Below are 26953 nucleotides of genomic sequence, written 5' to 3' on the forward strand. Positions count from 1 at the left end.
ATCGAGCGTCAGCTCAACAGAGTTATAACCAATAAATTATATAACACCAACGGCAGAATGACATTGTTGTAGGCATAGGAGCGATCAGGGGTGGTGGTGCCTGAGAAGGGTGAGTGATATTGCTGAGGAACTCTTAAATACAAATGATGCGCATCGATGTGTATAATCGTTCCTTCATATACTTGATGATCCATCGTTTGCACCCTAACCGTGTGATTCATGTAGGGGCTTAATTGATAATGCAAATGATCGCGGATATTTTTGAGTTCCGCCTGTAATTCCGGTCTAGCTTGATATAACGTTTGCGGACTGACGGTGTTGTATGGCATTCGCCTCTAACCTCCATACCCTGTAATGATGCATTATATGTAGGAGTCTATGTCCTTGTGCTTATACCTATAGAGAGTTGCTTTTACAAAATGAAAAAACATTAACATTTTACTCCAGTCCACTTGACGTTCCCTTTACATCAAAACGATACACTTACTGAGGTTGGTTTGAAAAGAAAGGGGCGCTCCGTTTTGGGTGAGCTTAACAAATCTATGGGACTAGGGACGAGGAGGAGTCAGCAACAGGCTTCGTCTAAACCCCGCATACGCACGGGTTCGCTAAAAATTCAAAGATTGCGCGAAAACGCGCTGGCGTATACCTTTTTGGCTCCATCGCTTATTTTGTTTGCTGTATTTATGTTTTACCCGATGATCAAGTCCGTATATCTCAGCTTGCATTCTACAGATCCCGCAGGAAACGTTGCAGCTTATGTGGGGTTAGATAATTTTACTACACTTTTCAGCTCGGGACTGTTTCTACAAGGAATTAAGGTCACACTCCTGTTTGCACTGTTAACAGTACCAGTAGGTATTTTATTGGCGCTGGTACTGGCTGCACTTACACACAGTAAATTGCGGGGAATGCGTATCTTCCAGTTTGCCTTTTCGCTGCCGATGGTGTTGTCGGTCGGTTCATCTGCGGTCATTTGGAAATTTCTTTTTCATCCGACACTGGGGATGTTCAACTATGTGCTTTCCCTGCTACATATTAATCCGGTTCCGTGGCTGACCAGCCCGGATTGGGCGCTGTTCTCAGTAGCCATGATGACCATCTGGATGAATCTTGGCTTCAATTACATTATCTTATCGAGCGGACTTCAAGGGATTCCAGATGACATGTATGAAAGTGCCAAAATGGACGGAGCTGGCCCGCTCGTCACGTTCTGGCGTATCTCCTTGCCACTGTTATCACCGACGATCTTTTTTGTAACAGTAGTTTCCATCATTGGAGCCTTCCAGTCTTTTGCTCAAATTAACATTTTGACCAAAGGCGGTCCGGTGAACAGTACGAATGTATTCGTGTATTCCATCTATCAGGAAGCTTTCGTTAATTTCCGGTTTGGAACGGGGAGCGCGCAGGCGATTGTCTTGTTTGCCGTCATTCTGCTGCTCACGATGATTCAGTTCAAATGGGTGGAAAGAAAGGTGCATTACCAATGAAACGACACCTGAATTCAACATTGTTGTATGTACTGCTTACGATTGCAGCTGCTCTCATTTTGTATCCGGTTATATATACGTTTTTTATGGCAGTCATGTCGCCGGAGGAAGCAAGCTCTTATCCACCAAGCTTTCTTCCACATTCTTTTCATATGGCAAATTTCACTGAAGTGTTTGAAATTGTTCCGATTGCAGCCTTTATTGGAAATACATTTCTCATTTCGGGTCTGACGATGATTGGGCAGTTGATTACAGCCAGCTTGGCGGCCTACGCCTTTGCCAAAATGGAATTCAAGGGAAAAAACTTCATCTTCAGCATGTTTGTAGCGACGATGATGATCCCTTGGGAAGTGACCATTATTCCAAACTACCTGACGGTACGAAGCTGGAACTGGCTTGATACATATCAAGGATTGACGGTTCCTTTTCTGGCGACGGCATTCGGAACATTCCTATTAAGGCAATTTTTTCTCCAGCTTCCCAAGGAACTGTTTGAGGCGGCTCGTATGGATGGGTGCGGACATATCCGTTACTTTGTGTTCCATGTGCTTCCATTATCGCGCCCTGCGCTTGGAACACTGGCTGTGTATTCGTTCCTGAATATGTACAATTCGTATCTCTGGCCTTTACTGATCACCAATAGTGAGAATATGCGTACGGTACAGATCGGAATATCCATGCTCGAATTTCAGGAATCGACTTCATGGAATCTGGTGTTTGCGGGTACGGCCCTTGTCATTTTACCGTCTCTGCTCCTGCTGATCTTTGGACTAAAGCAGTTGGTACGTGGAATGGCAGCGGGTGCGCTTAAAGGCTGATCACATATTTCAAATGAAAAGCAACACCTGCGCAAGCAGCCCATATACAGAGCTTCAACACACAAGAATATCGCAAGAGAATGCCAATTCAAGATCATTTAATCAAAGGGAGAGAAGAGAGATTATGAGATTTTTTCGTCTGAAAAGTACATTGATCCTGCTTATTCTGACTGCCATGGTGGTTGCAGCAGGTTGTAGCAATAATACTGCTGCAGAGAAGCCGAGTAATGGTAGTGAAGGGGCAGCAGCGACTTCTCCAGTGAAGCTGACTTGGTGGCATTCGATGTCCGGTAACGGTGAAAAAGCAATCAAGCAGATCGCTGCTGATTTTAACGCCAGTCATAAGGACATTCAGGTAGAGCCAGTATATCAAGGCAAATATGATGATAGCTTGAACAAGCTGAAGGCGTCGCTTGGTTCCAACAGCGGACCGGACATCATTCAAGTATACGAAATCGGTAGTAAATTCATGATCGACTCCAAAATGATCACACCTGTACAACAATTTATTGATGCAGACAAGTTCGATCTGTCGCAGTTAGAGCCAAATATTACACGTTACTACACGATTGATGGTAAATTAAACGCTATGCCGTTCAATACGTCAAACCCGATACTATACTATAACAAGGATGCATTCAAAGCCGCAGGACTTGACCCAGCTAATCCTCCGAAAACGTATGATGAGTTCGAAAAGGCTGCAAAAGCCTTGAGCAAGGATGGTAAATCCGGTGCTTCCATTGCCATCTACGGCTGGTTTATGGAGCAACTGTTTGCCAATCAGAACGCGGATTATGTGAATAATGGCAATGGTCGTGACCAAGCGGCAACGGAATCCATGCTGAATTCGGATGCCGGTGTAAAAACGCTGACGTGGTGGAAGAAAATGGTCGATGAAAAGGTTGTATCCAATCTGGGACGTAACTCGGACGATACGGCAAAGGCTTTTTCCGCAGGACAAATTGCGATGACGCTGGATTCCACCGCTTCGCTGCGTAATATTGTGGAGCAGGTTGGCGATAAATTTGAAGTAGGCACAGGATTCCTGCCAAGAGCCAATGAAGCTAAAGAAGGCGGCGTGGTTGTAGGCGGCGCGAGTTTGTACATTATGAACAACAAGCCTGAAGCCCAACAGAAGGCAGCGTGGGAGTTCATTAAATTCGTCGCTTCCCCAGCTGTACAGGCACAATGGAGTGTAAATACCGGGTACTTCCCGATCACGAAAGCAGCCTATGACGAGAAGGTACTCAAAGACAATATGGTAAAATATCCGCAATTCCAGACGGCGGTTGACCAATTGCACGCATCGGCACAATCCACCGCTACACAGGGCGCAGTGATGGGCGTATTCCCAGAAGCGCGCCAAATCGTCGAAGGTGCAATCGAGGCCGTTCTGAGTGGCCAGCAACAGCCAAAACAGGCATTGGATCAAGCTGCACAAGAAATTACAGGCAAAATTGCGCAATACAATCAAACGGTGAAAAAATAGTCGGCCTTCCCTTAAAATCGGTTGATAATCTGTAGAATGGCCCCCTTATCACCCGATTTTATGACATAGCGGATCGAATGAGTGACCCCCTCACTTATTCGATCCGTTTTTGCATTTTTATTTTTTTAGAATAAGCGTTTAGACGAAAGGTCTAAAATGAATTATTTTCATTTTTCCTATTGCTGGGTAACTAAAGATGGGCTTATAATAAATACATAATTTTTGTACTGGACGGTCAGTTCAAAAAAGGAGGAAGCATGAAACAGCAAACGAAGGAAATTATTTTTAACGGCGCACTTAAAGCTTTTTCCGAACGAGGATTTAACGAAACAAACATGGAAGAAATTGCTAAGGTTTGTGGCATAGCCAAAGGAACCCTGTACTACAATTTTAAAAACAAGCAAGAATTGTACATTTACATTTTGAAGATGGGGATGGAGCGATTTGTGCAGGATATCCATGAAGCGATGGCTCAGGTTCCTATGGATCAGGTAGAATTGAGGGTTCGCAAGCTGATCCAAGTACATATTGAGTTCATTGGGAGAGAGCCGGATTTTTGCCGTTTACTGGTTAGCAAGGGATGGGTCTCACAGGAACAGCATTTTAATATTAGGCAGGTGCTGGCAGACTATTTTGATTTTATGGAGGCGGAGATCGATTCCGGTAAGTTATATGGGAAAATTTCAAGTAAGCTGGATGCCAAAACAACAGCCAATTGCTTATTTGGGATTTACATTTTCGCTCCGATGCGGTCCATGGTTTGGGGCGAAACGATGAATCTGCAAGAGGTTCGAGAAAGTATCGAAGTATTTGTGTGTAATGCATTGGGCATGCAACATTAATAGACAGATGGAGTGATGAAAACATGAAAGCTAAAAAATATACGATTTACGTCGTACTTATTATTTTAATCGCGGTAGGAATTTATGCCTTGACTGCTTTCCCACGGGGTGGGAGCAGCTTGTCTGCGGATCAGTCTTCTTCCATACCTACGGCTTATGTGGAGTCGGATACCCTCAATGCCAGCTTTAAAATGGCAGGACGGATTGACCAGATGCTCGTCAAAGAAGGCGATCAGGTTAAAAAGGGGCAGGTGTTAGCCCATCTGGAAAGTCGCGAGTTGGAAGATAAGGTGAAGCAGGCACAGGCGGCGTTGCTGGCAGCTAAGAGTAATGTATCCAAAGCAAAAGCCAGTGTGTTGCAGGCTCAAGCAGGCGTAGGTCAGGCACAGGCTACTGTGAGCGCCGCTCAGGCCAAGAAGAGCCAAGGTACGACATCGGTCAGTGTGACCGCTGAGGCATCCTCCAGCCAGATCGAACAGGCCAAAGCGGCTGCGAACGCCGCCAAGGCAAAACTGGATGCGCTCAAGAGCGGGGCAAGACCGCAGGAGCTTGAGCAATTGCAAGTATCTGTGAAGATAGCCAAGGAAACGCTGGACCTGACCGTTAAAAATCTGGAGCGTGCCAAAAAGCTTCAAGAAGCCGGAGCAGCAACCCAGGCATCTTTGGATCAAGCGACATTGGAACATCAACAGGCAGTGGCCAAGTATAATGCAGAGTCGCAAAAATTGGATATGGCACGGGAGGGAAGCCGCAAGGAGGAAATTACGGCGGCTGAAGCTCAATACCGTCAAGCCTTGGCTGCGGTGAAGGAAGCACAGGCAGGAGCGGGCAAAGTTGCTGTGCAACAGGAAGATGTCAAAGCTGCTCAGGCTTCAGTAGAGCAAGCGCAATCTGCTGTGAAGGCGGCGCAATCCACAGTTGAGCAGGCTCAATCTGCGGTTGCAGGTGCCAATGCTCAGGTAGCCCAAGCGGAAGCCGCGCTTCAAGAGGCTCAGACCTATTTGAGCTACACGACGCTATATGCGGCCGAAGATGGAATCGTAAAATCCAAGTCGCTTAGCTTAGGTGAAATGGCTAGCGCAGGATTCCCGGTCTATACCATTGAAACTTCGACACAACGTTGGGCTAAATTCTATGTACCTGAAACGTCTCTGAATGGCCTTCAAGCAGGGGATACTGTCCAAATTAAATTGCTGTCTGGCGGTAAGGAGCTGAAGGGTAAAGTCATTCTGTTAGAATCGGCTGCTGACTTTGCCATTCAAAAACCGAGCCAAAGCTCCGGTGACAAGGATGTCCGTTCCTTCGGTGTTAAAGTAGCATTGCCGGACCTTGCTGCTTCGGTTCCAACAGGCTCCACGGTCCTGTTTACAGGCAAAGGGGCGCAGTAATATGCAGGATTCACAGGAAAGACTTCGTATCCGCGATGTGTTTCGCGAGGAATGGCTGAGCATCTTCCGGGACCGCCGCTTTATGGCTATTCTGCTGATTACGCCGATTGTGTATACGATACTATTCGGCTTCCTATATTCACATCAGCGGATTACCGAGATGCCTGTCACAGTGTACGATGGAGATAATTCACAGCTCAGTCGCCAGATCATTCAGGCGTTCGATTCGACCGACTCATTTGCCGTTACACGGCAAGCGACCAATCAGGAAGATGCTGTCCGTCAGGTAGAGACCGGGGAAGCTAAGGTCGGAATCGTCATTCCCGACAACTTTACGACTCGGCTTAAGCATGGGGAGAACCCACCCGTGCTCACGCTGATTGACGGCAGTAATATGATGTATTCCAATAGTGCCAGTCGGATTGCGAATCAGGTCATTAGCAGCGTGAGCGCTGGAGTATCGGTCAATTCCATGAAACAAAAGGGAATGAACGCCGATCAGGCCGCGTCGACGCTGACTACCATCCCGTTCCGATCCAGAGTGCTATTTAACCCGGTATATGATTATAAGCTTTTCATGCCACTAGGGGTTATCTCTGCGGCTCTCCAGCAGTGTTTGCTGCTTGGTATCGCGTTGTCCTGCACGCGTGATAAGGAAGCAGGGACTTGGGGAAGATTTGGTGCATGGAGAAATACCCCTTGGCGTTTGGCTATTGCCAAACTGGCACCGTATTATGCAGCGGGAGCTTTCAATGTGCTGACTGTATTCAGTATCAGTGCTTTATGCTTTGATATTCCGTTTAGGGGACAGGTACTGCCGTTAATTTTGGTGTCGCTGGTCTTTAACTTTGCCTTGTGCGGATTAGGCTTCTTATTCAGTCTCTTTTCCAAGACCAGAGTGGATGCGACCCAAACGCTGATGCTGATTGCTGTTCCTTCCTTTATGCTGTCAGGCTATACGTGGCCATTAGAGGCAATGCCCGGCTTCTTGCGGGGGCTTGCTGAAATATTGCCACTGACGTATTACCTGGATGCTGTACGGAACATCACGCTCAAAGGACTGGATATCACCTACATCTTTAAAGATATGATCGCTCTAGGCGTCATTGGTTGTGTGAGTCTGCTGGTGTCCTTTGTGATCTATCCGTTATTCTTTAGACAGCACCAGACGACAGGGCAGCATGCCGATGTGCCCGCTCAAGAAGGATTCACGCTAAAAGGCTGAGAGCAACTTTAAATATGGATATCATAAAAAGGCAGATCAGGAGTAAACCCTGATCTGCCTTTTACTTATTCGTATGGTTTAAAAACGGAAAAAATATTATTGCGGCGCCTTAAGATCCTCGATAGAATCAATCGGCACATAGGATGGAACGACAAGCCCGGACATAACGCCAGTCATGCTGGTTCCGATGTCATCCACCTTATCCTTGTATTGAGCCCAATAATCAGCATGCGTCAATGGAAGCCAAGCGGCAGCAGTAGCATCTACACTTCCGCCGGCCACGCCAGTCCACATCGGGCCGATTTCCACTTGCAGGGCTGTTACTTTATAGCCCAATTTTTGTTCCAATACATATTTCAATACGTTCGTACTGGCAATTTCAGAATCCCAAGCAGCGTAGCTCAGCTTCAAAGGATCACCGTTGACGGGCTGTAGGCCCTTGATCCATGCCTGTACCTTGTCAGGATGTTTATCAGCCCAGTTCTTGGCAGCCTGCTGTGGGGCAATACCGTCCTGAATCGCGATCATCACTTCACCCATATCTTCAGCAGTCCACTTAAAGCGGCTTAGAAATTCATAAGCCACAGGAGCATCCTGCTTTAAACCTTTGCGGGCGATTGTATGAATTTCTTCCTTATCACCGTACGCTTTTTTAGGATCTTTCAAGTATTTCAAATCATATTTGTTAAACATCCAGTGAGGAGTCCAACCTGTTACGACGATAGGCTGCTTGGCTTTGATAGCTTTATCCAGTGTAGCGGTCATAGCAGCTCCAGAGCTTTCAAGCAGCTTCCAGTCGGATAAGCCATAGTCATTAATAGCTTTAGCGGTCAGCTTCATTAGTCCGGCGCCAGGGTCGGTACCGACAATGCGGTAACCGACCTCTTTGCCAAAGTCCTCGGTTGTGGCGGAAGCCGGAGCCGCTTCGGCTCCGTTATCCTGCAAATCAATAATCGATTTAACATCCATGTAAGCTGGAACGACCAATCCGGTTTTAACACCGCTCATATTAGCCCCAAGATCGTCGAGCTTATCCTTGTATTTAGCCCAGTAATCCGCATGTGTTAACGGCAGCCATGCAGCCGGTGAAGCATCTACATCACCACTAGCGACACCCGTCCACATAGGACCTGCTTCCACTTGAAGTGCGGTTACTTTGTAACCTAGTTTGTTCTCCAAAATATAACTTAGCAAATTCGTACTGGCAATTTCGGAATCCCAAGCGACATAACTCAGCTTGAACGTGTCGCCATTGACAGGTTGCAGTCCTTTAGTCCATTCCTGAACCTTATCGGCATGTTTCTCCGCCCAATCCTGGGCAGCTCGTTCAGGACTGGTTCCGGCTTGAATGGCAACCATCATTTCACCCATATCTTCCGGTGTCCATTTGAAACGTTTTAGAAACTCATAAGCGATAGGAGCATCCTGTTGCAAGCCTTTACGGGCAATCGTATGAATCCCCTCGGCTTCACCATAAGACTTCTTAGGGTCTTCCAAATATTTGAGATCATACTTGTTGAACATCCAGTGAGGAGTCCAACCCGTAATAATGATCGGTTTTTTCGCTTTAATGGCTTTGTCCAGTGTGGCCGTCATAGCTGCACCGGAACCTTCAACCAGCTTCCAATCAGACAAATTGTAGTCTTGAATTGCTTTGGCAGTCGATTTCATAATGCCTGCCCCGGCATCAATACCGATAATTTTGTAACCGACTTCTTCGCCAACCGGGTTGGCAGCAGCGTTACCTTTGCCAGATGCGGAATGATCTGTATCAACAAAATATTGGGAAGCACCAGCGATCAAAATGACAGCTGTAACTGCAGAAGTAATCCATACTTTTTGCTTGCTGGATACGCGGCTTTTGCCTTTTTGCGTAGGTTTAAACAGGTTTTGCGTAAAACGGTCAAGCACAATAGCCAGAACGACAACAGCTAAGCCGGCTTCAAAACCTTTACCGATTTGCAGCTGTGTCACAGCACGGTATACAACAGCACCGATGCCTTCTGCACCGATCATGGAAGCAATAACAACCATGGATAGTGACAGCATAATCGTCTGGTTAATACCAGCCATTAAGGTAGGCAATGCCAGTGGAAGCTGAACTTTGAACAGCTTTTGCGCAGAGGTTGAACCGAAAGCATCTGAGGCTTCGATGAGCTCACCTGATACTTGCATAATCCCCAAGTTAGTCATGCGAATGGTTGGGGGGATAGCAAAGATAACAGATGCGATAACACCAGGTACAACACCCAGACTGAAAAAGGTAACCGCTGGGAGCAAGTACACGAACGCAGGCATCGTCTGCATAAAATCAAGTAAAGGCGTGATAATGCGGGATGCGGATTTACTGTATGCACACCAGATCCCGATGGGAATCCCGATAACAATGGATACGAGTGCAGACGTGATGACCAGTCCGAGCGTATTCATTGTTTCACTCCAATAGCCGAGATTATCAATCAGCAGGAAGCCGATGACAGTAAACAGCGTAAGCTGAACCCGCCCGATCATAAAAGCGATAATCCCGATGATCACGATGAACACCAGAGGATGCGGAAGCATGAACAGGCCTGAGAAAAAGCCTACTACAGCTTCTATAATAGAAGAAATAACATTAAACAATCCAGCCAGATGAATACCCATCCAGTCGACAATGGATTGAATCCACTCAGCGATTGGCAGTTTCGGTATCATGGGCATTCACCTCCTTTGTAGTGGTAACATCTCCACCAAGTGCGCCAAGCAATGCTCCACGGACGATAACGCCCAGCAGCTTTTGCTTGTCATCGACCACAGCCAGCGGCACCTTGGACGAGCTTGTAATTTCAAACAAATCATTAATGACAGTCTCGGCAGCAACCTGCGGTCCGTCAGTAATCAAAATATCTTCAATTTTCAAATTATTGCGCAGTGCATGAACAGCATCCTCGGCGTTAATAACACCCAGTAGCTTTTTAGTACGGTCAATGACGAACAAATTGGAAATCCCACGCTCCCGCATCAATTCCAGAGCCACACGCGGACCACGATCCATGGTGATGGTTTCTGGACGAAGCATGACATGAGCAGCCGTCAATACCTTGGACAGATCCACATCCTCGACGAAGCGGGCTACATAAGAGTTAGCCGGTTGGATCATAATTTCTTCCGGTGTACCGATTTGTACGACCGCACCGTCTCGCATCAAGGCAATCCGGTCACCAATCCGCAACGCTTCATCCAGATCATGGGTGATAAACACAATTGTTTTCTTCATTTTATCTTGAAGCTCCAACAGCTCATCCTGCATGTCACGGCGAATGAGAGGGTCCAATGCACTGAACGCTTCATCCATCAGGAGCACTTCAGGGTCATTAGCCAGCGCCCGTGCCAGGCCGACACGCTGCTGCATACCGCCACTCAATTCATCGGGCATTTTATCGCCCCAGTTTTTAAGACCAACCAGTTCCAGCGCTTGTTGCGCCTTTTCCTGACGCTGTGCTTTTTCTACCTTTTGAATTTCAAGACCATATTCTACATTTTCTAATACAGTCCGATGTGGGAACAGGGCGAATTTTTGAAAAACCATGCTGATGGTTTTACGACGAACTTCGCGAAGTTGTTCTTTGTTCATCTTACGGAGATCTTTGCCGTGGACCAGAATTTCACCGGAGGTAGGCTCAATCAAGCGATTTAGCATTCGCACCAAAGTGGACTTGCCACTGCCCGATAGCCCCATAATTACGAAAATTTCACCTTGCTTAATTTCCATGTTGGCCTTATTGACACCAACAGTAATCTGTTTTTCTTTGGCCAACTTTTCCTTGCCCCAGCCTTGCTCCAGGAGCGGAACACCTTGCTCTGCGTGAGGACCAAAGAGTTTGCTGACATTTTTGACTTCCAAAATCGTCATACATACACCTCTTCTTTCTATACTTTGCTTGGTATTAACCCCTTGTTGCATTAAGGATTGAGTATAAAAATCATAATTCTGAACATCCTGAACGGTTAATGACAAAATTAATTGTAACAGAAGCATTGCTTACATTTCAAACAAAAAAACTGTTCATAAAGTACGTACAGAAAAAACTGTACAAAGTTTCCTCTGATATGCTCCTTCGTTCTTTAGAATGCTCAAACATTCGGAACTTTACAACCGATAGTGCTTTTTTTAAAATAGACAATGAAATATAACCATAAGAAAAAGATTTATGTATATCCATAATTTTAAAAGTTTACTATCATTAGCAATTTTGCGAATTATGATTTTGAACGATCCATGCTGTTGTAATATAGACAGAAGCTTTGTTTTTGAAACATTTCATTTATTAATTGAAAGATTTCATACATTGCGTCAAAGCTAATCTTTTACGGGTAAATCGTTCATACTAGGTTGTGCAAAATGCTCTAAAATTAGGAGGTTGCAAGCATGAGCTTGTACCAGTTAGGTGATGAGCAGCAGGCTTCGCTGCAAAAAATTCGCAAACGTGTTATAGAAGCTATAGGTAAAAACATGGACCTGTATGGGATCACTTTGTCTGCGGGGCATTTGTACGGTTTGCTTTTCTTTGCGGATAAACCGATGACGCTGGACGAGATGGGCCGTGAAATGGAAATGAGCAAAACGAGCATGAGTACAGGAGTTCGAACATTACTGGATCTGAAAATGGTAAATAAGGTTTGGAGCAAGGGCTCACGCAAAGACTTGTATGAAGTCGAATATGACTGGCATCAAACCTTCACTGACTTCTTCGCTATTAAATGGAGAAAAGCGGTAGAAACAAATTTACTGGTGTTGCGCAAAGCCATTGATGAGCTGGACAGATTGATGAATCAGGGTGAAGAGTACGAGGAATTTAAGGCGATTCTTCAGCAAGATCGTATGAAAATGAAGCAGGCTGTCGCTTATTACAAGTGGCTAGACCGACTAATTGACTCTATGGAAAGCGAAGAAATTTATAAGCTGATTCCCAAAGAAGAAGTTCGGGATTAATCGCTATTTCTCTATCTTGTTTATAAAAATGCCGGAGCGCAAAAGTGCTTCCGGTATTTTTTGGTTTGGCCGTGTGCAAAGGGTATAATAGAGATATGTAAAGATTGATATTATACCGTTGTGTTGAAGATACGAAATAAAGGAGGCTTCATGATGGAGAGTATTACAGTACATACTCGTTTAGGTCAATTACGTGGGGAAACGGGGAATGGATATCATGTATGGAAAGGTATCCCATATGCACAGCCTCCTGTTGGAAAACTACGTTTTCACGCGCCCCAGCCTTTGGAGTCTTGGGAGGGTGTACGGGCTGCGACGAGTTTTGGGCCAATCTGTCCGCAACCTATGCCATCCGCTGAAAGTATGACTGGAAATCTGGTGGAACCGCCTGAGCAGTCAGAGGATTGCTTATACCTGAACATTTGGACACCTGCTTCGAAGGCTCCTGAGAAGGGACGTCCGGTGATGGTGTGGATTCATGGCGGTGCCTTTGTCACGGGGTCCGGGATTATACCTTTATATGACGGGGAACGCATGGCGAAGAATGGCGATGTTGTGGTTGTTACGATCAATTATCGATTGGGGCCGTTAGGATTTTTGCATCTGACTCCAAAGGGAGATGGCCTGACCTCTAATGCGGGACTGCTGGATCAGATCGCTGCGCTGGAATGGGTTAGGGATCACATCTCTGCCTTTGGCGGTAACCCGGACGAAGTAACGGTGTTCGGTGAATCGGCAGGCGCGATGAGTATTGCCGCTTTATTGGCGATGCCAGCCGCTGAGGGACTGTTCCAGCGTGCGATTTTGCAGAGCGGTGCGTCGCAGGTATTGCCAACCTCACAGGCCGAACAAGTGACGGCTGTGTATCTGCAGCAGCTGGGTGTGGACACTCAGCATCCAGAACGGTTGTTTACGCTGCCGACAGATGCGCTGATGCTAGCTATGGCGAAGACGCATGAAGTCATCGGACCAGGGCTGGCGATGATCTATCAACCCGTCGTGGACGGTGTGACCTTGCCAGATGAACCGCTGTCTGCAATCGCGCAAGGTTCAGCAAAGCAGGTATCCGTTTTGATTGGAACGAACTTGCATGAGGGGGCCTATTTCATCCGAAAAGAATCCCATCTAATGAACAAGTCAACAGCGAGTCAGGCATTGGAAATGATGACGGGCATGTCAGACATCGGCGACCTGATAGAACCATTTCCTGTTACGATTGAGGGACAGGCACAAATGTTGACTGATCTATTTTTTTGGCGTCCTGCATTGGCTCTTGCTGTTGCGCAGTCGGCGCATGCGCCTGTATGGATGTATCGTTTTGATTGGACATTGCCGGGACATCCTACCTTTGGACAAGCGGTTCACGGTGCCGAAATTGCGTTTGTTTTCGATAATCTGGAGCTGCTAGGTAAGCTTGGATTAGAGATTCAACCGTCGATGCAGAAGCTCGCTCAAGCTATGCAGCAGGCATGGGTTGCTTTTGCACGTGATGGGAAGCCTGTGCTGTCCGAGGAGGCTTGGCCGATGTACGACAGGGAAGAGCGGACTACAGCTATTTTCCATCAGGATATTAAAATGGAGCATGACCCCGAAGGAGATAGACGCCGTCAGTTAACCGGTCAGATGACCCTATAAGTAAGCAAGAGAGAAATCACCCCAAGTACTTACATGGAAAAAGCCTTCGCCCGTAATTTGTATACGGACGAAGGCTTTTGTTAGTCATTAGATGTACTGCCGCTCATTCTTACTTGCATGAAATTGCAACGATACGATGTGTAACTTAAATCTTAAATCGCTTAACCAGCTGTTGCAAATCCTGGGCCATGTTGGACAACTCCTGAGACGAAGATGCGATTTCCTCCATGGCCGCCATTTGCTCCTGAGCGGCAGCAGATGTTGTCTGCGAACTGTCCGCCGAATTGCGAGACAGACTTGCCAAATGGGTTACAGTAGCCGAAACTTCCTCTGTACTGGCTGAGATTTGTTCAGCTGCAGCCGACACACTTTGTATTTGTTCCACAATATGAGATGTAGAGCGTTCAATATTCGTAAATGCACCTTCTGCATCTTGGCTAATACGTAATCCTTCACCTACCTGGTTACGAACATTACCGTTCATGGTAGCGGTGGAGCGTTGAATCAAATCGAGCATCTGAGTAATGATCTGACTGATGGAATCTGCGCTTTCCTTGGATTGCTCAGACAGCTTGCGTACCTCTATAGCGACTACGGCAAATCCACGCCCGGCTTCGCCAGCTCTGGAAGCTTCAATAGACGCGTTCAGAGACAACAAATTGGTTTGCTTGGCAATGGCGGCAATAGCTGTATTCATCTGCTTCGCATCGTCTGAGAGCTGGGATAGCTCATCCATCAGGCTAGCCGTTTGGCTTACAGCTTCCAGAATACGGTCCATTTGTGTCCGCACATGGCTGATCATTTGACTGCCTTGAGCTACATCATGCTCGGTTTGTCCTGCTGAATCCACGATGGAGCTTGCTGATTCGGCAATGGTGCTGACACCCTTGGCCATTTCTTCAACGGCATTAGCGGTTTGCTCGGATGCCTCGGCGCTGGTGGCTGCATTTTCTGCGGATTCCATAACCGTTTCCGCTACGTGTTGTACGGACTCCGTCGTTTGCTCTGTGCTTTCCTTGATCATCAGAGAAGAGGAAGCAAGTCGGGAGGACGTTTGATTGACCTCGGAAACCATCGTATGCAAGGAATGAGTCATCTGGTCAAAATTCTGTGCCAGTTCGCCGAACTCATCCTTGCTGGATAGGTTAACACGTTCGGTCAGATTTCCATCACGGACGATCCGTGTTCCTGCTTGCAGCTTCTTGAGTGGAATCAGGAACGAGCGAACCATAAGCACAATGATGATCGTAGCGGCCAGTATGGAAATAACAATTACAATCAGGCTTTGCTTCAGAATCGGTTGGGCTGCATCACTGTAATCCTCCAGATCCGACAGTGCGATAATGTTCCAGCCGGTGAGAGGGTCCTGGATTGTAAAAGCCAGCACGTCCCGATTCATGAATTGAATTTGTGATATGGAAGGAGTATCATTTTCGGCGGTTTTCGCCACTTCGGGAAGTCCCTCCATGATGTCTGTTGGTTTTTTGCCTGTATTTTTAAAGGCTGTTCCAGCTCCAGCCACAATTTTATGATCAGAATCAACAATAATGAGTCCTCCGCGTTCACCTATCTTAACAGACTGCAGACTTTCACTCATTTTGTCCAGGTTCAAAGCCAGGGCAACAGCTCCTTGACCGTCCTCCAGCGTTTTTGATACATTAACCACTAAATTCCCTGTCGTGACGCTGACAGCTGGAACACTAACGGCTACTTTACCCTTTTCCTGCATCGCGTTTTTGTACCATTTTCTCTCCCTTGGATCATAATCAGCCTCCTTTTTTTTCGGCGTACGAATGTACTGTCCTTCCGCATTGCCGAGGAGCGCAGCATCTAACTCGGGATGAGCTTTGACGATGACATCCAACTTTTTCTGAAGGGCCTCTTCGTTGGAATCAATGGAATCAGATTGGATTTCAGTGGATAGCACGTCAACGTCTTTCATAATGGGCGATACATACTGATTGACATTGCTTCGGATCAGATACAGATTCGTGTACACGGCACCGCCCATTTGCTGACTGAGTTGCGTCGTAGCGCCCTGATAAGAAAAGTAACCGATAAGTACGCTCGGAATTAATAACACAGCTAAAAAAGATATTATTAATCTTGTCCTCATTAAATAAAACTGCTTGAGAAACCTGTTCCACCACGGAACTGTTTGTTTTGTTTTAGTCATAGCCCTTGCTCCTCTGTGTCTGATGATCACTACATTGTTTTATTCGACAGAAACCGACTAATTTTATAGATGTAATCTTTGAGAAACGAAGAATAATTACATGTTTTAGACACTTTTTCTGAAAGATGGGTCTAAAGAACTATATTTTATATGAATACGAATACATAAAAAAGCCAAATCGGAGATGCAAAAGCATCTTCACGATTTGGCTTGGGTGAGTCATGAAAGGGACGTTGAACAGTTAATTTTTTTGCTGACGTGAAATCATAAAGAGCGTAATCCAGATGAGCATAAAACCAGTCAATTGCGCTACAGTGACAATTTGCTGAAATGCGATCCAGTTAATCACGACACCAACCATGGGAAAGCTCAGTTCTGCCATCGTAGCATAAGACGCTTTGGTCGTACTTAAGCCTTTGTAATACAGCAGCAAGCTGAGAAGACCCGGAAGCAATGCCTGCAATAGCAGATTGATAATCACAGCTGCGCCCGCCCATGTACCGGCAGGCATATTCCATGGCGCATGCTCTACAGAGGTGAGGACAATCAGCAGAGGGAGCGCCACCATGAAGCGGAGGGAGGTTACTGTTTCATATTTCATTGAACGAAGCAAGTAACTTCCCATGACTGTCGAACCGCCCCACAGCACTGCTGCGCCGAGTGCAAGCAGACTACCAACCTGAACAAAATCACGAACATGTCCGAAGGGGAGCGACCAACCGAAGGTCAGAAGATACGTCCCGAACAGAGCGACGACAATTAATAATCCAAAATGACGCGGCAACATTTCCTTCAAAATAATACGGGCTAGAACAATAGCGACCAAGGGTTGAAGCTTCTGGAGTAAGAGTACAGCATTCAAATCACCATTGCTGAGTGCCATAGTGAAAATCACGCTGGCCAGAGCCGAGCCGCCCCACGAGACGAATAAAATAGCGAAAACTTGACGAAGCCGTACCGCTTTGAGTTCCTCACGATGCTTCCACAGCATCGGTGTCAGAGCGAGGAAGAGCAGCACATGCTCCATAAGTACAATTTGTGTTGAAGTAAATGACTTTAGCAAAATAATACGAAACAGCGGGTCTGCGCCCCACAAGGCTGCTCCAATTGCGACCAGCCAAAAACCGCTTTTCATGTGGGAGCTACGATCAAAACCTTTGGATGTTAGTACAGTAGAAGATTGACTCATACTCAATTAGCTCCTTGCGAATACAGGACCGGTGGCACAAAAACCCCCGTCCATGGCGAAAGGCCATGCAAGACGGGGGTTGATCAAATAAACTTGCCGCTTTATGCAAGTTAAATGAAGTTGCTGCAAAACTAATAACGCAGTATTCATCCACTTCGCGGCATGTTGATATTTCGATCTTCTTCCATCCGGACTTTACCGTCGGCTTTGGCATCTCACCAAATCAGTCCGTATCCTGTTGCCAGATACAGAGTCGCGGGCTTAGCTCCATGAGCCATACCGCCGGTTGGGAATCTCACCCTACCCCGAAGATCCTTATTCCGTTTTTTAATTTCTCCTATAGGATATACCTGTTTTAGAATGAAGTCCAGTGAAAAATGTGTGTATATCTAACAAGGATTTTCATCTTTTTTTTGAAAGCGCTCTACGAAATTACATATTACGAGGTAATATCCTTATACTCAATACGTCGAATCGCCGCATAAGCCACAAGCATTCCTAGTAGAGAGAAGCCAATTTGCACGGGGGCTATGGAGCTAAGTGTAGCGCCGTTATTATTGGAGAAAAGCAATGCTACAATCAGGATTGAGGTCACAATGGTGGTGGGTACAGAGTATCTTCGCATCCCCATATACAGCGGAACCAATCCCATAAAGCTGGTAGCAACGGCATTGATCAGCGTCCGTGCTGATTGTTGGCCCAGTATGGAAAGAGTAAGGTTATCCGGTACAATCAAGACAAACTGGTTGAGCAGATGAATAGCAGCCGTAATGATTATTTCCGAAATAATAATAGACAAGAATGTAAACAGCAGCACAACCAAGAGCTTGGCGATCATCAGCTTTTGACGGTGAATCGGATACATAAACAAGATCGTAATCGATTTGGATTTAAATTCTCCGACGATAAAGCGGCATAGCAAAACAGAGGAAAATACAATAAATGTTGCTCTCACAAAATTGTCTATTAGATCCAAGAGTTGAGTGTACTGTGTGAATTCGGGTATTCCTTCACTTTGACTGTCCAGCGCGATAATACAGAGCAGCCCAAGAATGCATGCATTGGCAATCAGTGCTGATCGGATATAACCCGCGAGATGAAATTTTTTCACCTCCAACTGCATCAATTTAAGCATGGAGATCACCTCCGTTTAACAGGCGCAAAAAGTAGTCTTCCAGCGTGCTGCTTTTCTGATGAATGGAATCCACCTCTATATCATTTAAAATGAGCGTTTTCGTAATTTGTTTCTGCGGTACATTTGAATCGTAAATACGTATACTCTGTTCATTGAGTACCCTTATATTATTCAGATTCAGATGATGGGAGAGGACGTAGGTCGCTTTTTTACAATCGTTGGTCGTAAATTCGATATATTCCGTATTGGTTTCCCGCACCTGCTCCATCGATACTTCCTCAATCAGTCGTCCGTGATTAATCACGCCTACCGTATCCGCAATCTGCTCTATTTCCGCTAAAATATGACTGGACACGAGCAGAGTCATCCCATATTCCTTGCATAGCATGTGGAATAATTGGCGGATTTCCTTGATACCCACGGGGTCCAGACCATTAATGGGTTCATCCAAAATGAGTAGCTCTGGCTTAGTTGCAATAGCGCGGGCAATCCCAAGACGTTGCTTCATTCCCAGCGAAAAATCCTTTACTGGCTTGTCATCCGCATTTCGCAAATTCACTAATTCCAGGGCATCCCGAACCGCCTGCTTATTATAGTAGCCCATGTATTCACAATGAAGTTCGAGATTTTGCTGTGCCGTCAGCCTGTCATAAAAAATCGGGTATTCAATAATCGAACCCATCCGTCCGAGCAGATGATACGATTTTGGCGTTAATTTCTCACCGAATAATTCAATTTCACCCGAAGTCGGCTTGATTAAATTTGTAATCATTTTCATCATCGTTGTCTTGCCTGCCCCGTTAGGGCCGAGAAAGCCATAGGTTTCTCCCTTGCGCACATTCATACTGACTCCCGCTACAATTTCATTGCCTTTCAGGGCCTTGGTCAACTGATGTGTACGTATTACGTAAGTCATAGGTGTTCTCCCTTCGTATACTGCTGATAATTCAAGGATAAAGGGCGAAATGTTCATTTTTCTTTCGTGATTCTTACAAATTTATTAAGTTGAGCACAAATCGAATTATGCAAAATGCTGAGTTCGATTAATAGTTGATTTTCTTCAATGTAAAAGAGAAGACTGTCCGCTCATAAGGTCTACTAGTCAATTGAATTTCTCCGTTCATCGTTTCAACCAGGCGTTTGGCAATCGTAAGGCCCAATCCGCTGCCTTGTACCGCCTTATTACGGGAGTCCTCCAGTGTGTACATACGTTCAAAAACTTTATCTTGCTCAGCTTCCTGTATGCCTTTGCCACGATCCCATACCTCTATACGCACTGTATCCTGCTGTTCCAATAGAGCCAGACCCAGCGTCCGTCCATCTGCCCCATAACGAATGGCATTCGAGATCAGATTGTTCAGCACCCGCCCAATCGCTCCTTCGTTCCCCAAGGCATGAATGGGGTGCTCCGGGATCTCAATATGCACAGTAAATCCCTGTGCGGTCAGCAGGTCATAAAATTCCAAAATGCTGCGTCTGCACAGTTCTCCCACTTCCAGTCGAGTCAGTGGAATATCCGTATCATTAGCCTCCAGCTTCGCCAAGCTAAAAAAGCTGCCGATCAGCTCAATCGCTTCGCTTGTCTTTTGATGAATTTTGGATAGCAGCTTTATACGTTCTTCTGGCAAAATAGTCGGATCGCCATCCAGCATCTCGGCATATCCAAGCACAACCGTAAGCGGGGTCTTGAGATCGTGGGAAATGTTCGAAATCATTTTGCGCATGGCGATTTGGCTACGGTTGTAATCTGCAGACACTCTGAGATTCAAGTCCAGCAGTCGGTTAATTTCCGTCATGAGTCGTTGCAGTTCAACGTCACCTGTGACATATAGCAGCTTTTCCGCATGATTCACCGTCACAATCCGCTCTAGTAGGGTTCGGATATCCTTTATTTTGCGCTTATAGGCCATACGCTCCCGCCAAAGCCATACTATAACGACTGACATGATGAGGCCGACAATCCATTCAGAAATGTTTTCGATGTTCATATCAGCCATTCTCCCATTTGTAGCCAATGCCCCATAGCGTTTTAATGTGGACAGGATGAGAGGGATCTTCTTCGATTTTCTCACGCAGGCGGCGAATATGGACGTTAATCACGTTCTCGTCGCCCATATAATCGTCCTTCCAAATAAATCCGTATAATTGGGCTTTTGTAAATACCCGGTTCGGATTGGCTACAAATAGCTTCAAAATATCGGACTCTTTGGCTGTTAGCTGAATTTCATTTTCATTGCGTATGACTGTAAAATGATCAAAATCAATGCGCAGACTGCCGTAGGTCAAAACTTGTGCTTGCGGCTGTTCCTCCTGTTGTTGCTGACGGGCATATGTAGTAGATCTGCGGATCGCGGACTGAATACGAGCCGTCATTTCGAGCATTGAAAAAGGTTTGGCAACATAATCGTCTGCCCCAAAGCCCAGTCCAAGCGCTTTATCCACGTCGCTGTCCTTGGCTGACATAATCAGAATCGGGACAGCGCTATGGGTGCGAATTCGTCGAATCACCTCCATACCGTCCACCTTCGGCATCATCAAATCCACGAGTACCAGATCATAGGTATGACGTTCAAAGGCAAGAAGCCCTTCTTCCCCGTCATAGGCGGTAGTTAAATTGTAACCTTCCTTGCTGAGTGCTTTGAGTAGCATTTCGGCAATGGATAGATCGTCTTCAATTAGTAAAATATGTTGTGACATAGGTGTGGAACACCCCTAATTTTTAGATTAAGCTCGCGTGACGAACTGTACCTGAATTATATAGAGCAGTGGAGGGGATTTCCATAAAAAATATCCAAAGAGAAAATTAATGTGTCTGGTAATCTATGATTCCGCTATATTATACTGAAAGAGTTTATAATCCGATGTTTGGAATACGGTGTTATGATATCTGGGACATGCCTCATATGAGAGATTAGGTATGTCGAATTACGCTGCGGTACAGGACCGTCAATAAAGGAGAGCAACGATGTTTGTCATACGAGGAACACAAAAACTGCTGAAGGAATGGGAGACTGAACCACTTCAAGTTGATATTTATCCGCCTTTGAATAGTTGGCATGCCAGCATGTTTTTACTTAATCGAAGAAAAAATATAGTGTTTATGCATGATATATCCCGCTTAAGCATCACGCTTTTTGGGATTAAAAAATCGCAGTACAAAAGCTTGCCAGCTCTTTTTATGCAAGCCTTGAAGGAATTTATGATCAGCGAAGGCTTTGATGAACAGATCGTAAAGGCCTACATACAGGAAGGCAAGCAGATGCTGGCTACTACGACGAATAGTCATAGTGTAATGAGAACCTTAGATGAGATTATTTTTATCATGAAGGAACTGGATATGGAGCATGGGTGCGAGCTGGAAAAAAACCAGTGGAATAACCGGATTGTTTTCAAAACAGTCGAATACAAGTACCCTGTTGATGTTTTTAAAGAAATGCTAGAAAAGCATTATAAACTAGAGAGTATTTGAGAATTTTATGATTTTACGAAATGAGTTCCATTTATTCCCTCTGTCCTATATAATCTAATATAGTTCTAAAAGACTATATAAAGAGAGGTAAGGGGTAAATGAAGATTAAATTGAGAAATAAAACTGGAATGATTAAGGAACGCAAAGTAGGTTTTTCATGGACTACGCTCTTTTTTGGTTTTTTTCCTGCGTTGTTTAGAGGGGATTGGAAGTGGGCTGTTATTATTTTTCTGGTGTCGATCCTTACGAGTGGGGCATCCAACTTTGTATTTTGCTTCATATATAACCGCTTACATATTAATGATTTGTTGTCCCAAGGCTATGGCCCTGCTACTAAGAAATCCCAAGCTATCCTGATTTCTAAGGGATTTATTGCTGAAAATTACGCTGCTAACTTTGCAGGTTAAATTGAGAGCTGTTTGTTAAACGAGACGTATCAAAAGAGCATCCACCAAAGTCCATGCGGGCGGGGAATGCTCTTTTTTTATAACTCACATGATAGCAACGCTTGCGATGAAATGAATCATAGCGCAATAAGCGGCACACTTTGGTAAAATAAAACGATACAGGGTTTGACACCATCGGTCAGACTTATAAAACAGGGGGTACATAACGAAAGATGAAGAGGATTATTGATGTAGCCAAGGAAGCAGGAATTGAAGAAGAACATCTGGAGACGTATGGAAAATATAAAGCGAAGCTGAATCCGTCCCTGTGGGAGCAGTTAAAGGATCGCCCGAATGGAAAGCTGGTGCTGGTTACGGCAATGAATCCCACGCCGGCGGGAGAAGGAAAAACGCTGACAACCATCGGGCTGTCACAGGCGCTGAATGCGCTGGGGCATAAAACCGTTGCTGCGTTGCGTGAGCCGTCCCTTGGCCCTTGCTTCGGCATGAAAGGAGGAGCAACCGGGGGAGGACAAGCCCAGATTGTTCCGGCAGAAGACATTAACCTACATTTTACAGGTGATATTCACGCGATTTCGGCAGCGCATAATTTGCTGGCAGCGATGATCGATAACCATTTGTTTCATGGAAATGCTTTGCGGTTGAAACCGGAGCGGATCGTGTGGAAACGCGCTGTTGATATGAACGACCGGAGTTTACGAAATATTGTGACCGGATTGGGGGCAGGTAATGGGGCGGTGAGAGAAAGTGGTTTTCTGATCACCTCGGCTTCAGAAGTGATGGCGGTATTATGTTTAAGTGAAGATATGGACGATCTTAAAGTGCGATTGGGTCGGATGGTGATTGGTTATAACGAAGATGGCGAAACGGTAACAGCTGAGGAACTCCATGCGGTGGAAGGTATGGCTGTGCTGCTTCGGGAAGCATTGAAACCCAATCTGGTGCAAACGTTGGAGGGAACTCCAGTTATTGTGCATGGTGGACCTTTTGCAAATATTGCGCATGGATGCAGTAGTTTGATCGGTACGAAGCTGGCCCTGAAGCTGGGAGAGGTGGTCGTCACGGAGGCTGGATTCGGGGCCGAGCTGGGCGCGGAAAAGTTTTTTGACATCAAGTGCCGTCAATCCGGTTTGCAGCCAGATGCGGCTCTGTTGGTCGTAACCGCCAAAGCGCTGAAATATAACGGCGGTGTAGCTAAAAATGAGCTGGACGCAGAAAATCTGGAGCGATTGCAACTTGGATTAGTCAACATGAATCGGCATGTTCGGAATTTGCAAAAGTTTGGCGTGCCAGTACTGGTAGCGGTCAACCATTTTGTAACAGATAGCGAAGCCGAGTTGGAACTGATTTTCTCGGAATGCCGCAAGCTGGGCGTACCCGTAGAGCTGTCACAGGTGTGGGCACAGGGAAGCCAAGGTGGAGAAAAGCTGGCTCAAAGCCTCCTAAACCTGCTCCAGGAGGACAAAGCCCATTTTGCACCATTGTATGAGCATACACTTGATTTGCAAGCGAAAATTAGTGTCATTGCGAAGGAGCTTTATGGTGCGGCAGGGGTAGCTTACACTCCTGCGGCCAAACGGGCGTTGGCCGGTATGGAGCAGCTTGGTTTTGGACAACTGCCTGTATGCATGGCCAAAACACCGTATTCTTTCTCAGATCAACCTTCTCTGCTAGGTGCACCGGAGGGCTTTACCATTCACGTGTCCAGCGTTTCTTTGTCCGCAGGGGCAGGCTTTGTGGTCGTGGAAACAGGCAATACTATGACGATGCCAGGATTACCCAAATCCCCAGCAGCTGAGCATATGTCGCTGGAGGCAGATGGAAGAATTCATGGTCTAATGTAGTATCTTTAGAAAAATGGCAGCTTATCAGGTTGAAGTGACGAGCAGTTTGGGCAGTGCAGTAAGCAGTTTTTGCCGGGTCATGGCATCGCTCCAGTTCCATCGGTCAGCTTCTACGAAATATACCCGACCTTGACGTACAGCAGGAAGGCTGCGCCAGAGAGGGCTGCTGATCATGCGTTCCAGCGTACGTTTGGATTCTGGGGCTGTCGGGACAAGCATAAAAATGCGGTCCCCGGCGTAATCAGGCAATTCGTTCAGATCTATTTCCGCGAAGCCATGTCCCTCGTCGAGCAACTTTTGGATCGGCTCAACGGGCCGAAAGCCCTGTGGGTGGTAGAGGGCCGACGAGAATCCAGACATACCCATGACAAAGAGTCGATCACCATGATCGAAGATGAAGACGGAGGCTGTTTCTCCGGCTGTGATTTGCGTACCGAGCTGCTGCCACATTGCCAGATTACGGGCTGATGCGGCTTGCTCGGCGCGGAATATGAATATGGTGACCCGTCCAATCCTTGACGCGCACAGAACCGGAGACAGAAAGCGCGTACTTGCCCGGGGGAATCCCGGTCATTTGCCTAAACCGCCGATTAAAATAATATTCGTCAGAGAAACCAACCTGACGGGCAATTTCACGTAAAGGCCATTTGCAATCCAGCAGCAGTCGCTTGGCATGATTCAAGCGCAGCTCAGTGAGGTAATGCAGCGGCTTTTTGCCTGTGATTTTACGAAACATTTGGGAGTATTGCTATATTGAGACGTTTGCCTGCTCGGCAAGCTGCTTGACGGTAATGGGCTTTTCATAGTTGTTTTCCATATATGAGAGAGTGCCTTCTACCGATGCTGGCAATGCTGGATTAGAGGTAGTATTTTGATCAATATGGGTGTGGTCTTCCTGCCACAGCAAGAGCAACTCTTGAAACATAATTTGCTGCCGTAATACAGATATCTGGGTATGCGGCTGTATCGTTTGTTGGGTACTATGAAATAGCTCTTCAGTCAACTGAATAAGTTTGGAGGAAGAAGAGGAGACGATGCATTCGCGCGGTCTCGGCAGGACAGGTCCATGATATAGGGATGGCATACGTACTGCGTGTTCACCCAAGGCCATGTCCGCTTGTGGTTCTGACGGCAAAGCGATGACCTCAAACGTGATTTTGTAGTATTCGGGCACAGTTCCATTCAGGGGAGCGATTTGATAGGATTCACCTGGAGCTAGCCAATATCCATGACCTGTATGGAATAGATACTGCTCTGAGCCAATGTCCACCATACCTGTCCCACCGATGAACATAAGCAGACAGTGATATGAATTGGGACGTGATAATAATTCATCGGTAGGCTCACCAATCAACGCAATTTCTTTAAAATGAAAAAGCAGTGAACTGAACGGGGGAGGTTCTTTTTATTTCCTGTATGAATTTATTATCAGTCTCCAAAAGATTCTATAGTATTACGCAAGGATACGCGCAAGCTTGTCATGCCAGTCTGCATAAATCGAACAAGTCCTTCATAGACATGTACTAATTCATTTAAAACATGTGCTGAAGGGGTTGATGACATGCGCCGGATTTCATGGATGCTTGCCATGGTCATGTGTGTAACGCTGCTGCTGGCCGGGTGCGGCAAGAAGAGCGCGGACGATGTGGTTAAAGATTTGAGTGACGTGGTGAGCGACCTGAACAGCTACCACGGTACAGCTTTGATGACGCTGCATACCGGCGACACGCCGCAGGAATACAAGGTGGATATTTCCTACCGCAAGCCGTCCTATTACCGAATTGCCATGACGAACGAGAAAAAGGATGTTACGCAAATTGTGCTTCGTAATGATGAGGGTGTATTTGTACTGACACCCAGCCTGAACAAAAGCTTCCGTTTCAAAAGCGACTGGCCAAACAATCAGGGTCAAGTATATTTATATGAAACGTTGGTTCGCAGCATTATCGGCGATGCCTCCCGTCAGTTGGCTACCGACGATAAATCCTATGTGTTTGATGTGGCAGCGAATTACAACAGCCATGCGCTGGTGAGACAAAAGATATGGCTGTCCAAAAATGACTATGCACCCACTCAGGTACAGGTGTCTGATGCGAATGCCAAGGTAGTTGTTGATCTGAAATTCGATCAATTTGCTTTTGATACGAAGTTTGACAAAGACTCTTTTGATATGGAGCGGAACATGGCTTCAGGTAAGACGAGTACGGGTAGCGAAGGGGCGCCATCTTCTGGAGCAGTGGAGCCCAGCGGTCAGCTTGATCCTTCCGGTGCGATAGATGGGACGACTGGCGTGACGTCTGGCGAACCCGGACAAGAGCAGGGAACAGCAGGGGATGCAGTCCAGCAGCCGTCAGGGGAAGCGAACGTGGACGGTACTGCCACAAATGATACGTCCAAACCGGACGCAGCAGCCAACGCAGATGCGCAGCAACAAACCCCGGGCACATCGGATGCCGCAAACGGAACGTCAGCGGGAACAGATGCGGCAGAAGCTGTGATGGGTGAGTTCGGCTTGATCGAACCATCCTACACGCCAGCCGGAGTACAGATCAAGGATACGCCGGAGCTGGAGGATAATGGTACACATGCCGTTATGCTGCGGTATAGTGGAACGTATAATTATACCATTGTGGAGGCGCGTCCAAAAGATCGGGCAGTCGCACTAGCCGCAGGCGAACTGGTTGATATTGGAGGAAGCTTTGCCGTTCTGACCGGAAGCGAACAGCAGACGATGACCTGGATGAATGACGGAATCGAGTTCAGAATCACCAGTGCTGACCTGCCTGTGAGCGAAATGATACAAATTGCCGCTTCTATACAGGATCAATCGGGTAAATAAAACTTTATAGACGGATGCAGACGGTCTAGAGTGTA

The 26953-nt window shown here is 46.3% G+C and carries 24 protein-coding genes and 1 riboswitch; of the genes, 12 read left to right on the forward strand and 12 right to left on the reverse strand.

Features of this window, described 5'->3' with window-relative positions; genetic code table 11:
- Nucleotides 1-8: 8 nt before the first annotated feature.
- Nucleotides 9-329, reverse strand: a complete 321-nt coding sequence (locus tag ACWGXJ_RS06625; RefSeq protein WP_452566432.1) for a hypothetical protein — start codon at nucleotides 327-329, stop codon at nucleotides 9-11.
- A gap of 192 nt (nucleotides 330-521) precedes the next feature.
- Here ACWGXJ_RS06625 and ACWGXJ_RS06630 point away from each other — a divergent pair, with 192 nt between their 5' ends.
- The 6 genes from ACWGXJ_RS06630 to ACWGXJ_RS06655 all read left to right on the forward strand — a co-directional run bounded on the left by ACWGXJ_RS06630 (nucleotide 522) and on the right by ACWGXJ_RS06655 (nucleotide 7252).
- The gene (locus tag ACWGXJ_RS06630) at nucleotides 522-1490 is read left to right on the forward strand and encodes a carbohydrate ABC transporter permease (protein ID WP_452566433.1); all 969 of its coding nucleotides are present in this window, start codon (nucleotides 522-524) and stop codon (nucleotides 1488-1490) included.
- Complete coding sequence (locus ACWGXJ_RS06635) at nucleotides 1487-2308, forward strand: carbohydrate ABC transporter permease (RefSeq protein ID WP_452566434.1); 822 nt, start codon at nucleotides 1487-1489, stop codon at nucleotides 2306-2308. The genes ACWGXJ_RS06630 and ACWGXJ_RS06635 overlap by 4 nt, the downstream gene beginning before the upstream one ends.
- Nucleotides 2309-2432: 124 nt before the next feature.
- The gene (locus ACWGXJ_RS06640) at nucleotides 2433-3797 is read left to right on the forward strand and encodes an ABC transporter substrate-binding protein (protein ID WP_452566435.1); all 1365 of its coding nucleotides are present in this window, start codon (nucleotides 2433-2435) and stop codon (nucleotides 3795-3797) included.
- Nucleotides 3798-4054: 257 nt separating this feature from the next.
- Complete coding sequence (locus ACWGXJ_RS06645; protein ID WP_025721531.1) at nucleotides 4055-4639, forward strand: TetR/AcrR family transcriptional regulator; 585 nt, start codon at nucleotides 4055-4057, stop codon at nucleotides 4637-4639.
- A gap of 23 nt (nucleotides 4640-4662) precedes the next feature.
- Nucleotides 4663-6027, forward strand: a complete 1365-nt coding sequence (locus ACWGXJ_RS06650) for an HlyD family secretion protein (protein WP_235307717.1) — start codon at nucleotides 4663-4665, stop codon at nucleotides 6025-6027.
- A gap of 1 nt (nucleotide 6028) precedes the next feature.
- Nucleotides 6029-7252, forward strand: a complete 1224-nt coding sequence (locus ACWGXJ_RS06655) for an ABC transporter permease (RefSeq protein ID WP_254351548.1) — start codon at nucleotides 6029-6031, stop codon at nucleotides 7250-7252.
- A gap of 96 nt (nucleotides 7253-7348) precedes the next feature.
- On the opposite strand, the gene ACWGXJ_RS06660 is transcribed toward ACWGXJ_RS06655, so the two are convergent.
- Entirely contained in the window at nucleotides 7349-9946 is a 2598-nt protein-coding gene (locus tag ACWGXJ_RS06660; protein ID WP_452566436.1) for a glycine betaine ABC transporter substrate-binding protein, read from the reverse strand.
- Complete coding sequence (locus ACWGXJ_RS06665; RefSeq protein ID WP_029516322.1) at nucleotides 9921-11144, reverse strand: quaternary amine ABC transporter ATP-binding protein; 1224 nt, start codon at nucleotides 11142-11144, stop codon at nucleotides 9921-9923. The genes ACWGXJ_RS06660 and ACWGXJ_RS06665 overlap by 26 nt, the downstream gene beginning before the upstream one ends.
- Before the next feature lie 516 nt (nucleotides 11145-11660).
- On the opposite strand from ACWGXJ_RS06665, the gene ACWGXJ_RS06670 reads away from it, so the two are divergent.
- Together ACWGXJ_RS06670 and ACWGXJ_RS06675 are read left to right on the forward strand one after the other, a co-directional pair.
- Complete coding sequence (locus ACWGXJ_RS06670; RefSeq protein ID WP_028543060.1) at nucleotides 11661-12224, forward strand: GbsR/MarR family transcriptional regulator; 564 nt, start codon at nucleotides 11661-11663, stop codon at nucleotides 12222-12224.
- A gap of 153 nt (nucleotides 12225-12377) precedes the next feature.
- Nucleotides 12378-13859, forward strand: a complete 1482-nt coding sequence (locus ACWGXJ_RS06675; RefSeq protein WP_452567876.1) for a carboxylesterase/lipase family protein — start codon at nucleotides 12378-12380, stop codon at nucleotides 13857-13859.
- 145 nt (nucleotides 13860-14004) lie between these two features.
- Here the strand turns inward: ACWGXJ_RS06675 and ACWGXJ_RS06680 are convergent, their stop codons facing one another.
- The 6 genes from ACWGXJ_RS06680 to ACWGXJ_RS06705 form a co-directional block, all read right to left on the reverse strand.
- Nucleotides 14005-16035, reverse strand: a complete 2031-nt coding sequence (locus ACWGXJ_RS06680; RefSeq protein ID WP_452566437.1) for a methyl-accepting chemotaxis protein — start codon at nucleotides 16033-16035, stop codon at nucleotides 14005-14007.
- 241 nt (nucleotides 16036-16276) lie between these two features.
- Nucleotides 16277-17224 (reverse strand): DMT family transporter, encoded by a 948-nt coding sequence (locus tag ACWGXJ_RS06685; protein ID WP_076292438.1) that lies wholly within the window; start codon nucleotides 17222-17224, stop codon nucleotides 16277-16279.
- Between the two features lie 172 nt (nucleotides 17225-17396).
- Nucleotides 17397-17541: riboswitch (FMN riboswitch) on the reverse strand.
- Between the two features lie 122 nt (nucleotides 17542-17663).
- Nucleotides 17664-18359: an ABC transporter permease gene (locus tag ACWGXJ_RS06690; RefSeq protein ID WP_452566438.1), complete on the reverse strand. Its 696-nt coding sequence runs from the start codon at nucleotides 18357-18359 to the stop codon at nucleotides 17664-17666.
- Nucleotides 18352-19275: an ABC transporter ATP-binding protein gene (locus ACWGXJ_RS06695; RefSeq protein ID WP_452566439.1), complete on the reverse strand. Its 924-nt coding sequence runs from the start codon at nucleotides 19273-19275 to the stop codon at nucleotides 18352-18354. The genes ACWGXJ_RS06690 and ACWGXJ_RS06695 overlap by 8 nt, the downstream gene beginning before the upstream one ends.
- 127 nt (nucleotides 19276-19402) lie before the next feature.
- Entirely contained in the window at nucleotides 19403-20347 is a 945-nt protein-coding gene (locus ACWGXJ_RS06700) for a sensor histidine kinase (protein WP_452566440.1), read from the reverse strand.
- Between the two features lies 1 nt (nucleotide 20348).
- Nucleotides 20349-21056 (reverse strand): response regulator transcription factor, encoded by a 708-nt coding sequence (locus ACWGXJ_RS06705; protein WP_069291369.1) that lies wholly within the window; start codon nucleotides 21054-21056, stop codon nucleotides 20349-20351.
- A gap of 268 nt (nucleotides 21057-21324) precedes the next feature.
- On the opposite strand from ACWGXJ_RS06705, the gene ACWGXJ_RS06710 reads away from it, so the two are divergent.
- The 3 genes from ACWGXJ_RS06710 (at nucleotide 21325) to ACWGXJ_RS06720 (ending at nucleotide 24079) form a co-directional block, all read left to right on the forward strand.
- Complete coding sequence (locus tag ACWGXJ_RS06710; RefSeq protein WP_452566441.1) at nucleotides 21325-21828, forward strand: DUF6933 domain-containing protein; 504 nt, start codon at nucleotides 21325-21327, stop codon at nucleotides 21826-21828.
- Between the two features lie 98 nt (nucleotides 21829-21926).
- Nucleotides 21927-22235 (forward strand): hypothetical protein, encoded by a 309-nt coding sequence (locus ACWGXJ_RS06715; RefSeq protein WP_013309242.1) that lies wholly within the window; start codon nucleotides 21927-21929, stop codon nucleotides 22233-22235.
- A gap of 212 nt (nucleotides 22236-22447) precedes the next feature.
- Nucleotides 22448-24079 carry a formate--tetrahydrofolate ligase gene (locus ACWGXJ_RS06720; RefSeq protein WP_452566442.1) on the forward strand — a complete coding sequence of 544 codons (1632 nt, stop codon included), beginning with the start codon at nucleotides 22448-22450 and terminating at the stop codon, nucleotides 24077-24079.
- A 24-nt stretch (nucleotides 24080-24103) separates the two neighbouring features.
- Here ACWGXJ_RS06720 and ACWGXJ_RS06725 read toward each other — a convergent pair whose 3' ends face one another.
- The 3 genes from ACWGXJ_RS06725 to ACWGXJ_RS06735 are packed head-to-tail and all read right to left on the reverse strand — an operon-like array spanning nucleotide 24104 to nucleotide 25352.
- Nucleotides 24104-24529 carry an ABC transporter substrate-binding protein gene (locus ACWGXJ_RS06725; RefSeq protein WP_452566443.1) on the reverse strand — a complete coding sequence of 142 codons (426 nt, stop codon included), beginning with the start codon at nucleotides 24527-24529 and terminating at the stop codon, nucleotides 24104-24106.
- 7 nt (nucleotides 24530-24536) lie between these two features.
- A complete protein-coding gene (locus tag ACWGXJ_RS06730) occupies nucleotides 24537-24815 on the reverse strand; it encodes a helix-turn-helix transcriptional regulator (RefSeq protein ID WP_452566444.1) in 279 nt (92 codons plus the stop codon).
- A 12-nt stretch (nucleotides 24816-24827) separates the two neighbouring features.
- A complete protein-coding gene (locus tag ACWGXJ_RS06735) occupies nucleotides 24828-25352 on the reverse strand; it encodes a hypothetical protein (RefSeq protein ID WP_452566445.1) in 525 nt (174 codons plus the stop codon).
- Between the two features lie 288 nt (nucleotides 25353-25640).
- Between ACWGXJ_RS06735 and ACWGXJ_RS06740 the strand changes: the two genes are divergently transcribed.
- Nucleotides 25641-26918, forward strand: a complete 1278-nt coding sequence (locus ACWGXJ_RS06740; protein ID WP_452566446.1) for a DUF4367 domain-containing protein — start codon at nucleotides 25641-25643, stop codon at nucleotides 26916-26918.
- Nucleotides 26919-26953 lie beyond the last annotated feature (35 nt).

The sequence above is a fragment of the Paenibacillus sp. S33 genome (assembly GCF_053615415.1).

Bases quoted from the DNA above. Each gene is read 5' to 3' on its own strand.
- ACWGXJ_RS06625 (WP_452566432.1), bottom strand. From the start codon at position 329: ATGCCATACAACACCGTCAGTCCGCAAACGTTATATCAAGCTAGACCG.
- ACWGXJ_RS06635 (WP_452566434.1), top strand. From the start codon at position 1,487: ATGAAACGACACCTGAATTCAACATTGTTGTATGTACTGCTTACGATT.
- ACWGXJ_RS06640 (WP_452566435.1), top strand. From the start codon at position 2,433: ATGAGATTTTTTCGTCTGAAAAGTACATTGATCCTGCTTATTCTGACT.
- ACWGXJ_RS06645 (WP_025721531.1), top strand. From the start codon at position 4,055: ATGAAACAGCAAACGAAGGAAATTATTTTTAACGGCGCACTTAAAGCT.
- ACWGXJ_RS06650 (WP_235307717.1), top strand. From the start codon at position 4,663: ATGAAAGCTAAAAAATATACGATTTACGTCGTACTTATTATTTTAATC.
- ACWGXJ_RS06655 (WP_254351548.1), top strand. From the start codon at position 6,029: ATGCAGGATTCACAGGAAAGACTTCGTATCCGCGATGTGTTTCGCGAG.
- ACWGXJ_RS06660 (WP_452566436.1), bottom strand. From the start codon at position 9,946: ATGATACCGAAACTGCCAATCGCTGAGTGGATTCAATCCATTGTCGAC.
- ACWGXJ_RS06665 (WP_029516322.1), bottom strand. From the start codon at position 11,144: ATGACGATTTTGGAAGTCAAAAATGTCAGCAAACTCTTTGGTCCTCAC.
- ACWGXJ_RS06670 (WP_028543060.1), top strand. From the start codon at position 11,661: ATGAGCTTGTACCAGTTAGGTGATGAGCAGCAGGCTTCGCTGCAAAAA.
- ACWGXJ_RS06675 (WP_452567876.1), top strand. From the start codon at position 12,378: ATGGAGAGTATTACAGTACATACTCGTTTAGGTCAATTACGTGGGGAA.
- ACWGXJ_RS06680 (WP_452566437.1), bottom strand. From the start codon at position 16,035: ATGACTAAAACAAAACAAACAGTTCCGTGGTGGAACAGGTTTCTCAAG.
- ACWGXJ_RS06685 (WP_076292438.1), bottom strand. From the start codon at position 17,224: ATGAGTCAATCTTCTACTGTACTAACATCCAAAGGTTTTGATCGTAGC.
- ACWGXJ_RS06690 (WP_452566438.1), bottom strand. From the start codon at position 18,359: ATGCTTAAATTGATGCAGTTGGAGGTGAAAAAATTTCATCTCGCGGGT.
- ACWGXJ_RS06695 (WP_452566439.1), bottom strand. From the start codon at position 19,275: ATGACTTACGTAATACGTACACATCAGTTGACCAAGGCCCTGAAAGGC.
- ACWGXJ_RS06700 (WP_452566440.1), bottom strand. From the start codon at position 20,347: ATGAACATCGAAAACATTTCTGAATGGATTGTCGGCCTCATCATGTCA.
- ACWGXJ_RS06705 (WP_069291369.1), bottom strand. From the start codon at position 21,056: ATGTCACAACATATTTTACTAATTGAAGACGATCTATCCATTGCCGAA.
- ACWGXJ_RS06710 (WP_452566441.1), top strand. From the start codon at position 21,325: ATGTTTGTCATACGAGGAACACAAAAACTGCTGAAGGAATGGGAGACT.
- ACWGXJ_RS06715 (WP_013309242.1), top strand. From the start codon at position 21,927: ATGAAGATTAAATTGAGAAATAAAACTGGAATGATTAAGGAACGCAAA.
- ACWGXJ_RS06720 (WP_452566442.1), top strand. From the start codon at position 22,448: ATGAAGAGGATTATTGATGTAGCCAAGGAAGCAGGAATTGAAGAAGAA.
- ACWGXJ_RS06725 (WP_452566443.1), bottom strand. From the start codon at position 24,529: ATGTGGCAGCAGCTCGGTACGCAAATCACAGCCGGAGAAACAGCCTCC.
- ACWGXJ_RS06730 (WP_452566444.1), bottom strand. From the start codon at position 24,815: ATGTTTCGTAAAATCACAGGCAAAAAGCCGCTGCATTACCTCACTGAG.
- ACWGXJ_RS06735 (WP_452566445.1), bottom strand. From the start codon at position 25,352: ATGGTGGACATTGGCTCAGAGCAGTATCTATTCCATACAGGTCATGGA.
- ACWGXJ_RS06740 (WP_452566446.1), top strand. From the start codon at position 25,641: ATGCGCCGGATTTCATGGATGCTTGCCATGGTCATGTGTGTAACGCTG.